We start from the raw sequence: 13,108 nt of genomic DNA on the forward strand, positions 1-13,108 counted from the left end.
GAAATGCCGGATTTTTGGTCCAAAGGAGGCGATTTCAAGGAGAAAACCGCAAGTAATACTTGCGTATTACGAGGATTTTCGACGCAGAAAGCGACTGCTTTTGGGCAAAAAGACGGTGTTTTCGATTTTTCAAACGAGCCCTAGAATGACTGCGCCCGCGCCTCTCTGATTATGGTAAAAATGACAAGAGGGACTTTCGTCTGTACTGAAAGCAAAAATGGACGCGTTCGCGCGGGGAAGGATATTTTGCGCCTCATTTCCGGCCCGGGCTCACAGAATGAGCTGGCGGGCTGGGCCGAGAAGCGTCCCTACCTGCGGAACTTGAGCCGGAAATGGTACTCTCCGTTCTCTGTTGGCCGGCTGAAAGCAAACTCAAAGCGGCTCAGGTACACACAGGCCACTGCGGCCAGCGCAATGACCAGCGCGGTAAATACCCTTTTCATTTCTGACTACGCCCCCTCATCCACTCATATTCCTCCCGCAGCAGGCGGTATTCCAGCCGGGTCTTCATCTGCCCCTCATGCCAGGTCCAGCCCGGGCGTTCCGCCTCCTTGATCATGCCGCATTTCTGCATAATCCGCTCCGAGCCCTTGTTCTCCGCCAGGCACCCGGTGCTGACCCGGTACACCCCGTCCTCCTCAAAGGCAAAGCGGATGACCTCCTTCATGGCCTCGGTGCCAAAGCCCTGGCCCCAGCAGGCCGGGAAATAGAAGTATCCCGCATGCACCAGCTTGCCCACTGGCAGGCGTTCTGCCACGGTGTAGCCCACCGAGCCCAGCTGCCGCCCGGTCCCCTTTTCCTCCACCCGGAGGAAATAGAAGGTGCGGTCAGGCTTTTTCCCGTCGGCCAGCACGCCCGCAAATTCCCTGTCCGACTCCTCCCGGCTGTGCATCATAATATCCTGCTGATAGCGTCCCATAGCGCCCTCGTCGCTTTTCAGCTGATAGTATTCTTCCTCATCCTCCGGCGTATAATCTCGCAGAACCAGCCGCCGCGTCTCCAAATGTATCACTTCCCGGCTTCCTTCCTCTCTAAAAATGCGTCGATCAAAGCCATGTCCGCCAGGTCCTTGTCCCGGCCCAGGGCCGCTTTCTGGGCCCGGACACTGAGAAGGCTGGCTGTCCGCAGCCCGGCCTCCTCCACGATCTCCTGGGTGTCCCAGTCCTCCAACACCTCTACCAGACTGTTGAAGGCAAATATCCGGGTGTTGTCCAGCCCGTCCCGGCGAAAGGGTACGCCCCGGGCCTCCAGCCGGTCCGCCAGGGCCCGGGTGCAGATCACGTCCACATCCCGGGTGGAGTCCTTTACGCCGAAAAGCACCAGCGACGCGCCGGAAGTAAGCCAGCAGTCCTCTCCGCCGAAAAAGTCCAGCTCTGATACAATCCGAAGAATGTCCTCCCGGTTCAGCCGTTTTTCCTTTGACATGCTCTCTCCTCCTCCCAGCTGTTGACCATAGCCGTCCCCGCCAGATACCCGGTGGCAAAGGCAATCTGTAGATTATAGCCCCCGGTGGGCGCGTCCACGTCCAGCATCTCCCCGGCAAAATACAGCCCTTTCACCAGCCTCGACTCCATAGTCCGGGGGTCCACCTCCTTCAGGCTCACCCCTCCGGCGGTGACAATGGCCTCTGCCAGAGGCCGAAAGCCCTTGACCTCTATGGTGAAGTCCTTCAGCAGAGCCAGCAGGTCCCGGCGCTGCTCCTTTGTGACTGTGTGGCACCGGGTCTCCGGGGGAATCCCCGAGCGTTCCACCACCAGGGGGATGAGCTTCTGAGGCAGCAGCCCGTCCAGAGAGTTGGCGAACAGGCGGTTCTTGTTCTCATCCAGGTCCCGCAGCAGGCGGGCGTCCAGCCTTGCCTGGTCCAGCCCGGGCTTCAGGTCAATGTGTACTGTGTAGCGGCCAGGCTCCATAGGGTGCCTGGGCCTGGGCCGCAGGCAGGCCGAGGCGCTGAGAATGGCAGGCCCCGACAGGCCGAAGTGGGTGAACAGCAGCTCTCCCAGCTCTGTATATACCGGTTTCTTCTGTCCCCGCTCCGTTACCTGCACCCCCACATTCCGCAGAGAGAGGCCCATCAGCCGCTGGCAGAGGTCTCCCTCCTCCACCAAAGGCACCAGCGAGGGGGCAATGTCTGTCACCGTGTGGCCCGCTGCCCTTGCCAGCCGGAAGCCGGACCCGTCGGACCCAGTGCCCGGGTAAGAGGCTCCGCCGCAGGCAAGCAGCACCCGGGGGGCGGCGTATTCCCGGCCTGCTGCCCGCACGCCCTTAACCCGGCCCCGCTCGATCAAAAGCTCAGTGACCTCCCCCTGAATGCAGGCCGCTCCCCCGGCGAACCGGACCAGCGCGTCCGCGACATGGTGGGCGTTGTCTGACTGGGGGAACACCCTGCGGCCCCGCTCGGTTTTAAGGGGCACGCCCAGGGACTCAAAAAAATCCATCGTCCTCTGGGGCGGAAAGGCGCTCAGGGCGCTGTAGAGGAATTTTCCCCCATGAGCGGCGGCAATGACCTCCTCCGGGGGGCAGCAGTTGGTGACATTGCAGCGGCCCTTGCCGGTGATGCGCAGCTTGCGCCCCAGCTGGCGGTTTTTGTCAAAGAGAATGGCGTTAAGGCCCGCCCTTGCGCACAGGCCCCCGGCCATCAGCCCTGCCGGGCCCCCGCCGGTGATGATTACGTCTGTCAGGCCTCTCCCTCCTCTACCTTTTCATACACCCCATACTCGTCCCAGATGGACTCGATATGCCGCAGGGTCTCCACCACCTCTGCCTTTTTGCGTATGGCTACCGTGACAATAAGGGCGTTGAGCAGGCTGAGGGGGCCTACCAGCGAGTCCACAAAGGAGACCATGTCGCTTTGGGCCAGCAGCAGATGAGAGGCCCCCTCGGCCAACGGCGACTGGGGGCTGTCGGTGACAGCAATGGCGGTCATGCCCCGGCTGCTGGCATATTTCAAGGCCTTCGCCGCTTTTTTGGAGTACCGGGGGAAGCTGATGGCAAGGATGGCGTCCCCTTCTCCGGCCCGCACCAGCTGCTGAAAGACCGAGGCCTCGCTGGTGGCCTCCACCAGCTGCACCGTGTCAAAGATCAGCCGGAAATAGTGGGCTAAAAAGGTAGCCAGAGCCAGCGAGCTACCCGCGCCCATGACATAGACCTTTCTGGCGCTGATCAGGGCGTCCACTGCCTGGTAAAAGGCTGTAGAGTCCAGGTCCTCCCGGGTGTGGCGCAGAATATCGATGTCCTGCCCCAGCACAGCCTCCAGCAGCTTTTCCGGGGGAATATTCCGGGAAGTCATCTCCAACCGCTGAAAGCTGGTGAGCTTGTTGCGGATCATCTCCTGCACAGCCTGCTGCATGGCCGGGTAGCCGGAGTAGCCGATCTCGGTGGCAAAGCGCACCACAGTAGACTCGCTGACCCCCACCGTGGCCCCCAGCCGGGAGGCTGTCATAAAGGCCACCTCCTCCGGGTGGTCCTGCAGGTACTGGGCAATGGCCCGCTGGCTTTTGGAGAAGCCCCGGCGGCTGCCCTGTATCCGTTCAGAAAGTTGATCGTTCATGCTGCGCGCTCCCCTCGAAAAAGACATTATTGCTTTTATTTTACGGCTTTTCGCGGGGAAAATCAAGAGGGTATTTGGAATAAATCAGAAGGCCTCCCTCTCCGTTCCGCAGGCGTTTCTGCGAAGCAGAGAAGAAAGGCCTCTGTCTCAGAAATGAATGCGCAAAACCGGCTCCTCCGCCAGTCCCATAAAAGACTGTCCCTTTACTGGAACAGCTCCGGATGCATTCTGCTGTAATGAAAGATGTACTGCTGGGCCAGCCCTGCGTTCCGGCCCAGGCCCTCTGGCCGCACCCCGGGCAAAAGCGCTGCCATAGCCCGTTTCATCCACACGTCCATAGGGAAGCACTCTGTTTTGTGAAAGCCGTACAGCAGCGCGCACTCAGCCACCTTAGGCCCTACGCCCTTGATCTTTTGCAGCTCCTCCCGCCCAAAGGCCGCAGGCTCTTGGGCAATTCTTTCCAGGTCGACCAGCCCGCCGGCCACCTGTCTGGCCGCGTCCAGTACATAGGCCCCCCGGTAGCCGCAGCGCAAGGGGGCCAGGTCCTCCAAGCTGAGCCCCGCCACCCGCTCCGGAGAGGGGAACGCCGCCCAGTCCGTGCCGGGTATGGCCTCGCCGAACTGCTGGCAGAACCGCCCCAGAATGCCCTTGATCCGGCCAATATGGTTGTTTTGGGAGAGAATGAAGGAGCAGAGCGCCTCCCAGGGCTCCTGCCGCAGAATGCGGATGCCCGGGGCAAAGGCCGCAGCTTCCCCCAGCGCCGGGTGGACCCCGGCCAATGCCCGGCGGGCCGCGTCATAGTCCTCAGCCAGGTCAAAGTAGCAGCGCCAGGTCTGTTCCAGCTCCTGGGGGCTGCAGGAGAGAACCAGCTCCCCAGCCTCCTCCTTGATGGTGAGGACCTGCCCAAAGGCCGCGCCCTCCCACTGGGCAGGGTCCTCCGGCCGCTGCCGCCAGCGGAAGGCCTGGCCGCAGTCCAGGGTCTGGGCTGGGTGGAACAGGGCAGGGATGCGGGTCACCGGTTTTTCTCCCCCGCGTCCTGATGGGCCACAGGGGGCCGGGCGGTGAGCCACTCCATCGCCCGCTCAATGGAGTCCTTAGAGTTGCCCCAGTCCCCGCCCGCGTTCCGGTAGTCGAACATGCGGCAGAAGTGGGTGACGTCTCCGCTCAGCTCTTCCAGGTAGGCTTTGGCCAGCTTGGTGGTCTGGGCCTCAAAGGGAGGAAAGTTCTTCTTTGGCATCTTCTGGGCAGACTCCATGACCATCCCGTAATGTGGCAGACAGATGTAGGGCTGGGCGGCGTACAGCTGCCGGAATTCCTCCTCCGCCTGCCACAGGGTCAGGGTGCTGTCCAGCAGGTGCTTCATGTTCTGCTGAATGTTCTGGCAGATGAAGCAGTTCTCCTCCCGGCTGTGTACAGCGGCGACAATTTTTTTCAGCGGGGTTTTGCCCTGGGGAAAGACCTGCTCCTTCACCTCCTGCAGCAGACTTTCCAGAATCAACGCCACAGAGAGGCGGCTGCCCCGGGCGAGAATCTGGTTGAAATGCTCGGCGCAAAAGCCCAAGCGGTTGGTCTCAATGCGCACGTCGGGCTCCATCATGGCAGCGCCGGTGATGTAGGTGGCCATGCGGTCCTCCAGCATGTCGCGCATACGGCAAAAGGGACAGCCCTCTTTGGGCTCGAAAACCTCGTTGACGGGTATAGAGCAAATGTCTTCTCTCATAGCAAAAACCTCCGTGGCATTGTGTGATGGGTCTGTGTATATTTTAGCACAAAAACAGGGGAAAAGGAAGGAGGGATTTTTACATATCATATTTTCGCAAAACAGCGTCTGAAACAGAGGGGGACAGGGGGTTTTTGTTGAAAACCCGCCTCCCGATTACCATAATCTTCCTGTCTGGGGAAACTTATCCACGGCCCCGGCTCCCATAGGACAAGGAGTTCTCCACATTTTCCACGGAGTTTTCCACAGGGGATTTCCCAACATAAACCACTCCACAGAGCAGTGGAAAAGAAAAATCCGGTTTTTCCCTGTGGTTTTGTGGACTGGGAGCTGCATGAATTGCCGGACACAGCTGTCTGCCCGCTGTAGAAGTCCGGCAGCGTAAATCGATGGGAGAGGGGGCTAAGCCCTCCGCCGCCTCCTCAAAATGTGCTATTCGCCAGCAGCTGTGTCGGAGTATACTACCCTTCAAAGGTTTCGTATACTAAATTATTATATACATCCTTCCTCCTATATTTAGAAGCATGAGAGTTGGCTTGAATCCCTGGGCATCCTGGCCCCAGACATATTTATCAGTCAAAAGCCCGTGCTAGCCATACAAAATAAAGCAGCAGCCCCAAAAAGCCCCGATGCAAGCACCCGTAACAAACCGCGACCACAAGCCGCTCCTCTCGCACCCATCCGGGCTGGCGTGCCAGCCCGCTTCGCGAATTGGGTCCAGCGTCACGCTGGACTGGACTTTTGGTGGGGGATTTGGTATAATTTACTCATACTATTGGTTTGGAGGCGTATCCTATGGCTAAGAATCATTTGCAGTGCATTGTTTTTGACTGGGACGAGAGCATTCCCAATAAATATGTGGTGGTCCTCTCCCGCTGGCGGGGAAAGCTGCTGCTCAGCCGCCATAAGGAGCGGGATACCTGGGAAACCCAGGGCGGTCATATCGAGCCCGGCGAGTCCCCCGAGGACGCTGCCCGCAGAGAGCTGTGGGAGGAGAGCGGCGCCCAGGAGTTTACCCTGGAGCCCCTGTGTATGTACTGGGCCTCTGACCGGGTGATGGAGCCTGAGGAGGACCCCCAGCGTCAGTGCTCTGCCTATGGCGCGGTGTTCTTTGCCGACATCGCCCGCCTGGGCCCCCTCCCCGAAAGCGAAATGGCCGAGACCCACGCATTTCCCACTCTTCCGGAAAATGTCACCTACCCCGCGATTACCCCCAAGCTCTTTCAACTGGTGCAGGCCCGCTTTGAAGGGTAAAGACCGCGCCCCCTTTCCATAATAATCATGACAGTGGAATGAGCCTGGAGGGGGGAGGGGAACGCGTTCCCACTCGCGCAAGCTCAGTGCACAGGGGGCCAAGCCCCGATGCTCCCCTGTGCAAAGCCGCCTGCGCCCTGTTGGCGACTGATATCTTCCTTTGGTGCGCGCTTGCCGCAGGCTCGTTCCGCACCGCCGCCTTTTGCTTCTTAAACTTTTTCTGAATATAAAGGAGAGCCCCATGAAAGCCATCATCCTCATCAACCCCAGTGCGGGCCGTCAAATCATCCTCCGGGAGCTGAACGCTGTATACGACGCCTTTGCCGCTACCGGCGACCTGCCTGTTATCGAGCTCACTGTCTCTCCCGACCACGCCGCCGCTGCCCTGGACCGGGCCATTGCCCAGAAGCCCGACGCCATTGTCTGCTGCGGGGGCGACGGCACCCTCAGCGCCACAGTGGACCGGCTGCTCTCTGGGGGCGCGAACCAGCCCTTGGGCTATATCCCCGCAGGCACCACCAACGACTTTGCCAGCTTTCTGGGCCTGCCCAAGGAGCCCGGCCAGGCCGCGGAGCGCATTGCCCAGGGGGAGGCCCTCCCCATTGACATGGGCCGCTTTGACGACCGGCATTTCATCTATGTGGCCTCCTTCGGCGCTTTTACCCAGACCTCCTATACCACCACCCAGAGCCTGAAAAACTCCATGGGACACCTGGCCTATGTGCTGCAGGGTATTAAGGAGCTGCCTACCCTCAAGTCCTACGCCGTGCGGGTGGAGACTGCCGAGGGAGGGCTGTATGAGGGGGACTACCTGTTTGGCTCGGTGAGCAATTCCACCTCCCTGGGGGGCGTGATCAAGCTGGACGCCGCCCAGGTGGACCCGGACGACGGCAAGTTTGAGCTGAGCCTGGTGAAGCGGCCCAAAAACCTCCACGAGCTCAACCGCATTCTGCTGGCATTGATGGGGGGCAAGCCCGACGAGGAGCTGATCACCTTTGTGCACACCGCCGGGGCTGCCTTCACCTGCGCCGAGCCCATGCCCTGGTCTTTAGACGGGGAATACGCCCGGGGCGGCACGGATGTGAGAATCTCCGTGCTGCCGGGGGCTCTGCGGCTGTTCCAGTGAGAAAAAGGGCCTGGCCCGAAAAAAACTCAAAAATGTAAAGGAAAAAGCGTCTTTTGTTTACACTGTGTTCAACAACTCGGGCGGCAGATACGGTAAAATAAGCACATAGAAAGGGATGCTGTATGTTCGGTTATATCCGCCCTTATAAGTCCGAGCTCCTGGTACGGGAGTACAATCAGTACAAGGCAGTCTACTGCGAGCTCTGCCGGGTGCTGGGCAGGGAGTACGGCCCCCTGGCCCGGTTTGCCCTGAGTTATGACTGCGCGTTCTATGCCCTGGCTGCGCTCTCCCTCTCCGGCAGCGGGGTGGCGGAGGAGCGCAAACGCTGTGTCTGCAACCCCCTGAAGGCCTGCACCTACCTGCCCAGCCCCGGCGAGGCCTATAAAAAGGCGGCGGCTCTCTGTGTGCTGCTCACCTACCATAAGCTCCGGGACGATGTGGAGGACGGGGGCTTTTTTTCCTCTCTGCCCAGCCGTTTGCTGTTGACTGTTGCCGCTCCCCAGGCCAAAAAGGCCAGGGTCCGGTATCCGTTTCTGGCAGGGGAGGCGGAAAAGGCTATGGAGGCCCAGCGTCAGGCAGAAAGGGAGCAGGCCGGGGTAGACCCCTGCGCCGAGCCCACGGCCAAGCTGCTAGAGGCTGTCTTCGGGGACCTGGCGGGCATGGAGGGCTGCAACGCCCGGCAGCGTCCGGCCTTGGAGCGGTTCGGCTACTTTCTCGGCCGCTGGGTCTATTTGATGGACGCGGCGGACGACCTGGGAGAGGACCTGGGCAAAGGGCGTTTTAACCCCTTCATCCGGCGGCTGGGGCTGGAAGGGAAAAGGGAGCTCTCTGAGGAGGACCGGACCCGGGCGGAGGAGGCCTGCAACGCCGCCCTGAACGCCACTGCCGCCCAGCTGCTGCTAGCAATGAACCTGCTGGAACTGGGGGATTTTGCTCCCATCATCCAGAACGTGGCGGAAAAGGGCCTGCCCCAGGTGCAGAAGGAGATTCTGTTTCTGCATGTAAAAGAGAAGTCCCGGCGGGAACTGCGCGACCTGCAAAAGCTATAAACCAAAAAGCCCGGCAGCCCGCGGCATGAGCCCAGCTGTCAGAGCCAGTATAAGGCGAAAAGAGGAGCCCGCTCCTCTTGGCTGAGGGCAAGGGGAGGACTGCCGCCGGCAACTGCCCTGACCCGACCGGGTCCACGTTGAGCAGCGTCCTCCAGCCAGGGAGGTCAATCCCCGGCAAAGCCCCCGTTCCATTGGCCGAAATGGACATCCCCCACAAACACCAGTCCACTCAAGCCAAGGCCCGAAAGGCCTTTCATAATATCATAGTCAAATACCTTGCATCACGAAAGGGAAGGGTTGTAAAGATGGCAGATCCGTATCAGGTACTGGGCGTGTCCCGCTCAGCCACCGACGAGGAGATCAAGGACGCATACCGAAGGCTGGCGAAAAAGTACCACCCGGACCAGTACGCCGACAGTCCTTTGAAGGAGCTGGCCGACGAGAAGATGAAGGAGATCAACGAGGCCTACGACAGCATCACCCTGCAGCGTAAGGGCGGCGGCCATAGCGGCTACAACGGGGCCCAGAACTCTGTCCACTACAATAGCGGCTCAGGCTTCAGCGACGTCCGCGCCCTGATTATGTCCGGCCGCATTGCCGACGCGGAGCAGTTGCTCAACGGAGTGCCGGCGGACCGGCGCAACGCGGAGTGGTACTTTCTCAAGGGCTCGGTGCTGTACCGCCGGGGCTGGCTGGAGGAGGCTAAGGACCACTTCTCCCGGGCCTGTCAGCTGGACCCGGGCAACGGGGAGTACAGCGCGGCCCTGAACCAGGCCATGAGCCAGCGCAGCGGCATGTATGGCGGCTATAACACCAACCGTGACATGACCGGGGGCTGCAATACCTGCGACATGTGCTCTGGCCTGTTGATGGCCGACTGCTGCTGCGAGTGCATGGGCGGCGACCTGATTCCCTGCTGCTAAGGAGGCGCTGCCGGTGAAAACCAGAAAAAGCGCCATGAAGCTGGCTCTCTGCGGCATGATGGCAGCGCTCACCGTGGTGCTCATGCTGTTTGAGGGGCTGGTCTCTGTGGCTTCAGTGGCAGTGCCCGCCATTGCGGGGTGCCTGCTTATTCCTGTTGTGGCCCACGGGGGGCTTGGCTATGGCTTTGCCGCCTATGGGGCGGCAGGGCTGCTGTGCCTGCTGCTGGCCCCTGACCGGGAGGCCGCGCTGATTTACCTGCTGTTTTTCGGATACTATCCTGTCCTTTACGCGGTGCTGAGTAAGCTGAAAAAACCGCCGCTCCTCTGGGGGGCCAAGCTGCTGATTTTCAACGCCGCCGCCATTGCCGAGGCCATGCTGGCTGTGTGGATGCTGGGCGTGCCGGTAGAGGAGTTTACAAGCCTGCCCTTTGTGGGCGCTTGGGGCCCGGCGGTGCTGCTTGCGCTGGCGAATGTGGTATTTGTTTTGTACGACCGGGTCCTGGCGGGCTTGATCACCCAATACTACCGGCGTTTTTTTGACAAAATGTCCCGCTATTTCTGACCGGACCGAGAGCCCCCTCCATATCAAAAACGCCTGCAGGAGCTGCGGGCGTTTTCCTTTTGCCGGGGTGGCGAATGAGCCGGTCTAATGTAACGACCGGCTGAAAACAAAGAGAAACAACATTAGGGCTTGTTTGAAAATAGAGGAAATGCCGGATTTTTGGTCCAAAGGAGGCGATTTCAAGGAGAAAACCGCAAGGAATACTTGCGTATTACGAGGATTTTCGACGCAGAAAGCGACTGCTTTGGGCCAAAAAGACGGTGTTTTCGATTTTTCAAACGAGCCCTAAAATGCAGGGTTTCAGATTCAAGACGCAGTCAAGGGAATGGTGACCTGGATGTGGCGTCTTCGGGTGAGAATACCGGCAAAGCCCGCAATAAAATGACGTCTTCACTGTGAATGACATAAATGTTGACTTGCGCCATCCTGTCCCCCCTGACACACCGGAGCATGTGCTTCTTTGAGAAAGCGGAAGCGCCGCCCTCACGCCCTACCGTGCCGATTCTCCTCGCGCTGTGTCTGGCCCCCTTAATTTGTACCGCCCTGTTTCCGTAACCGCCTGCTGTCAAAATCCTACAGGCCGGTAGCCACAGAAACCAGCGGCTGTGCCCTTTTTTCCACAGCCGCCCCAAGCCCTCAAAAGCTTACCGGCCAGCAGCCACAAAAAACCGTGACCACACACCTTCCCTTCCGCACCCGTCCGGGCTGGCTGTGCCTATGAGTTGGCTTTGCCAACTCAGCGCCCCGCGAACCGGGTCCAGCGTCACGCTGGACAGCCCCAAAAAACTCCCGATGCAAGCACCCGTAACAAAACGCGACCACAAACCTCCCCTTCTGCAACCAGCAGGGCTGGCATGCCAGCCCGCTTCGCGAATCGGGTCCAGCGTCACGCTGGCTGGAATTCGGTCATGTTGGGCCAGTAGCGCATGGGCATGTTGCCCCGGCGGAGCTGGGGGTTGATGCGGCCCTCTACCGCGATGGTGTCATAAAACCTTCTCCACAGGTCCTGATACCGCCGCTCCTCCGCCCCTGCCTCGGGCAGCTCCAAGGAGTCTGTCAGGAAAAACAACCCCCGGGATTGCGCCCCTGTCTCATGCAAAAACACCATGCCGTGGGTCTTGTCATAAATCAGAAAGTTCTCTGTGTTGAACCGCTGGGTGAAATGCCCCGCAATTACCGGCAGTACCCGGTTGTTGGGCGTGAGAGTCGCTGCCAAAAAATTGCCGCAGTCCGTAAAGCGCAGAAACTCCACACAGTAGTGGGCCTCGTTTTTCAGGTACAGCAGCGCCTTGTCTATGGCGTGTACATCCTCGTTGATTGAAAGCTCTGTCACCTTTGCCCCGTGCCGGTAGCCCAGCAGCAGAAAACGGATGAGCCTCAGCTCCTTCTCCTCCATGCAGGTGAGATATCCCCGGCGCAGCATGTCCCGCACCTGGGGGGAGATGCGCTCCTTTACCGAGCGCTCTACCTGCTGGGCCAGATGGGGCTGGGTGTCGATCACCCGCACGTCAAACAAGGTCCCCTGGGGCTCGTCCAGAAGCTGAATGGCCTGGGGGAGCCTTCTCTCGTTGCAGCACCGGGCTACACAGCATAAAAAGCCCTGGTAGCTGCCGTCGTACCGGTAGACTATATTTGCCCCGTCAGACATTTTACCCGGTCCTCCTTTCCTGGCACGAACAGCGAAAGCTGCTCCGGCACGTCAAAATTCCTCTGCACCGGCGACCGCTCGCTGATGGCCCCGGCAATCACTATGGGGTTGTCCATAGGCAGGGGCGAGATGCTTTTGCCCCCGCACAGCAGAAAAAACCGCGCCCGCTTAAGCACCACCCCCAGCTTTTTCAACCCCTCAAAGGTGAGCCGCTGCTGCCGCCGGGCCGCCCGAATGCGCTGGGCGGACTTGACCCCAATGCCCGGCACCCGCAGCAGCAGCTCGTAGGGGGCGGTGTTTACTTCCAGAGGGAAGTATTCCAGGTGGTTTACCGCCCAGTTGCACTTGGGGTCCAGCATGGGGTTAAAGTCCGGGTTCTTCTCGTCCAGAATCTCCCCGGCGGTAAACCCGTAAAACCGCAGCAGCCAGTCCGCCTGATACAGCCGGTGCTCCCGCAGCAGGGGAGGCGGCGTGTGCAGGGCCGGGAGGGCCCGGTCCTCCACCACAGGCATATAGGCGGAGAAGAACACCCGCTTTAAGCTGTAAATTTTATACAGCCCCTCGGTCAAAGCCAGAATCTGCCGGTCGCTCTCCGGCGTGGCCCCAATAATCATCTGGGTGGACTGCCCCGCCGGCACAAACCGGGGCGCGGCCTTGTATTTGACAATTTCCTTGCTGTTCTGGCGAATGCCGTCCCGAATCTGGGTCATGGGCGCAAGAATTTTTTCCTTGGACTTCTGGGGGGCCAACCGCTTCAGGCTCTGCTGAGAGGGCAGCTCAATGTTCACGCTCATCCGGTCCGCATACCGGCCCAGCTCCTCGGTGAGCCGGGGGTCTGCCCCAGGGATGGCCTTGACATGCACATAGCCCCAAAAGCCCCGCTCCTCCCGAAGCATCTTCACTGCGGACAGCATGAGCTCACAGGTGTAATCCGGGTTCTTCACCACTGCCGAGGAGAGAAACAGCCCCTCAATGTAGTTGCGGCGGTAGAACTCAATGGTCAGCTCGCACAGCTCCTGGGGGGTAAAGCTGGCCCGGCGGCTGTCGGTGGTGCGGCGGTTGACACAGTAGGTGCAGTCATAGGCGCAGTCGTTGCTCATCAGCACCTTCAGCAGTGAGATGCACCGGCCGTCTGCGGCAAAGCTGTGGCAGATGCCCGCCTTTACCGCACTGCCCAGCTTGCCCTGCACCGCAGGCCGGTCTACCCCGCTGGAGGTACAGGCCACGTCATACTTGGCCGCGTCGGTCAAAATTTCCAGCTTGTCAAACAGGTCCACTG

14 protein-coding genes are annotated in these 13,108 nt (G+C 60.1%); 5 read left to right on the forward strand and 9 right to left on the reverse strand.

What is annotated here, in order from left to right; translation table 11 throughout:
• Nucleotides 1-308 precede the first annotated feature (308 nt).
• From ACTO5E_RS01150 to ACTO5E_RS01180, 7 genes are all read right to left on the reverse strand, one after another.
• Entirely contained in the window at nucleotides 309-443 is a 135-nt protein-coding gene (locus ACTO5E_RS01150) for a hypothetical protein (protein ID WP_482300833.1), read from the reverse strand.
• The gene (locus ACTO5E_RS01155; RefSeq protein ID WP_482300835.1) at nucleotides 440-1,012 is read right to left on the reverse strand and encodes a GNAT family N-acetyltransferase; all 573 of its coding nucleotides are present in this window, start codon (nucleotides 1,010-1,012) and stop codon (nucleotides 440-442) included. The genes ACTO5E_RS01150 and ACTO5E_RS01155 overlap by 4 nt, the downstream gene beginning before the upstream one ends.
• Nucleotides 1,009-1,425: a hypothetical protein gene (locus tag ACTO5E_RS01160; protein WP_482300836.1), complete on the reverse strand. Its 417-nt coding sequence runs from the start codon at nucleotides 1,423-1,425 to the stop codon at nucleotides 1,009-1,011. Before ACTO5E_RS01160 ends, ACTO5E_RS01155 begins: the two co-directional genes overlap by 4 nt.
• Entirely contained in the window at nucleotides 1,404-2,678 is a 1,275-nt protein-coding gene (locus tag ACTO5E_RS01165; RefSeq protein ID WP_482300901.1) for a BaiN/RdsA family NAD(P)/FAD-dependent oxidoreductase, read from the reverse strand. The genes ACTO5E_RS01160 and ACTO5E_RS01165 overlap by 22 nt, the downstream gene beginning before the upstream one ends.
• Nucleotides 2,675-3,547, reverse strand: coding sequence for a MurR/RpiR family transcriptional regulator (locus ACTO5E_RS01170; protein WP_482300837.1), 873 nt, complete (start codon nucleotides 3,545-3,547; stop codon nucleotides 2,675-2,677). Before ACTO5E_RS01170 ends, ACTO5E_RS01165 begins: the two co-directional genes overlap by 4 nt.
• Nucleotides 3,548-3,750: 203 nt before the next feature.
• Nucleotides 3,751-4,563 (reverse strand): DNA-3-methyladenine glycosylase family protein, encoded by an 813-nt coding sequence (locus ACTO5E_RS01175; RefSeq protein ID WP_482300839.1) that lies wholly within the window; start codon nucleotides 4,561-4,563, stop codon nucleotides 3,751-3,753.
• On the reverse strand, nucleotides 4,560-5,267 hold the full coding sequence (locus tag ACTO5E_RS01180) for a DUF6062 family protein (protein WP_482300841.1): 708 nt from the start codon (nucleotides 5,265-5,267) through the stop codon (nucleotides 4,560-4,562). The genes ACTO5E_RS01175 and ACTO5E_RS01180 overlap by 4 nt, the downstream gene beginning before the upstream one ends.
• A gap of 795 nt (nucleotides 5,268-6,062) precedes the next feature.
• Between ACTO5E_RS01180 and ACTO5E_RS01185 the strand changes: the two genes are divergently transcribed.
• From ACTO5E_RS01185 to ACTO5E_RS01205, 5 genes are all read left to right on the forward strand, one after another.
• Nucleotides 6,063-6,521 carry an NUDIX hydrolase gene (locus ACTO5E_RS01185; protein WP_482300843.1) on the forward strand — a complete coding sequence of 153 codons (459 nt, stop codon included), beginning with the start codon at nucleotides 6,063-6,065 and terminating at the stop codon, nucleotides 6,519-6,521.
• Nucleotides 6,522-6,762: 241 nt separating this feature from the next.
• A complete protein-coding gene (locus ACTO5E_RS01190; RefSeq protein WP_482300844.1) occupies nucleotides 6,763-7,647 on the forward strand; it encodes a diacylglycerol/lipid kinase family protein in 885 nt (294 codons plus the stop codon).
• A gap of 122 nt (nucleotides 7,648-7,769) precedes the next feature.
• A complete protein-coding gene (locus ACTO5E_RS01195; protein WP_482300846.1) occupies nucleotides 7,770-8,696 on the forward strand; it encodes a DUF5685 family protein in 927 nt (308 codons plus the stop codon).
• A gap of 305 nt (nucleotides 8,697-9,001) precedes the next feature.
• Nucleotides 9,002-9,619 carry a J domain-containing protein gene (locus tag ACTO5E_RS01200; RefSeq protein ID WP_482300847.1) on the forward strand — a complete coding sequence of 206 codons (618 nt, stop codon included), beginning with the start codon at nucleotides 9,002-9,004 and terminating at the stop codon, nucleotides 9,617-9,619.
• A gap of 13 nt (nucleotides 9,620-9,632) precedes the next feature.
• Nucleotides 9,633-10,181 carry a hypothetical protein gene (locus ACTO5E_RS01205; protein WP_482300849.1) on the forward strand — a complete coding sequence of 183 codons (549 nt, stop codon included), beginning with the start codon at nucleotides 9,633-9,635 and terminating at the stop codon, nucleotides 10,179-10,181.
• Nucleotides 10,182-11,067: 886 nt separating this feature from the next.
• Here ACTO5E_RS01205 and ACTO5E_RS01210 read toward each other — a convergent pair.
• Both ACTO5E_RS01210 and ACTO5E_RS01215 read right to left on the reverse strand, forming a co-directional pair.
• A complete protein-coding gene (locus ACTO5E_RS01210) occupies nucleotides 11,068-11,829 on the reverse strand; it encodes a TIGR03915 family putative DNA repair protein (protein ID WP_482300850.1) in 762 nt (253 codons plus the stop codon).
• A complete protein-coding gene (locus ACTO5E_RS01215) occupies nucleotides 11,808-13,106 on the reverse strand; it encodes a putative DNA modification/repair radical SAM protein (protein WP_482300852.1) in 1,299 nt (432 codons plus the stop codon). Before ACTO5E_RS01215 ends, ACTO5E_RS01210 begins: the two co-directional genes overlap by 22 nt.
• Nucleotides 13,107-13,108 lie beyond the last annotated feature (2 nt).

The organism is Acutalibacter sp. (assembly GCF_056800975.1).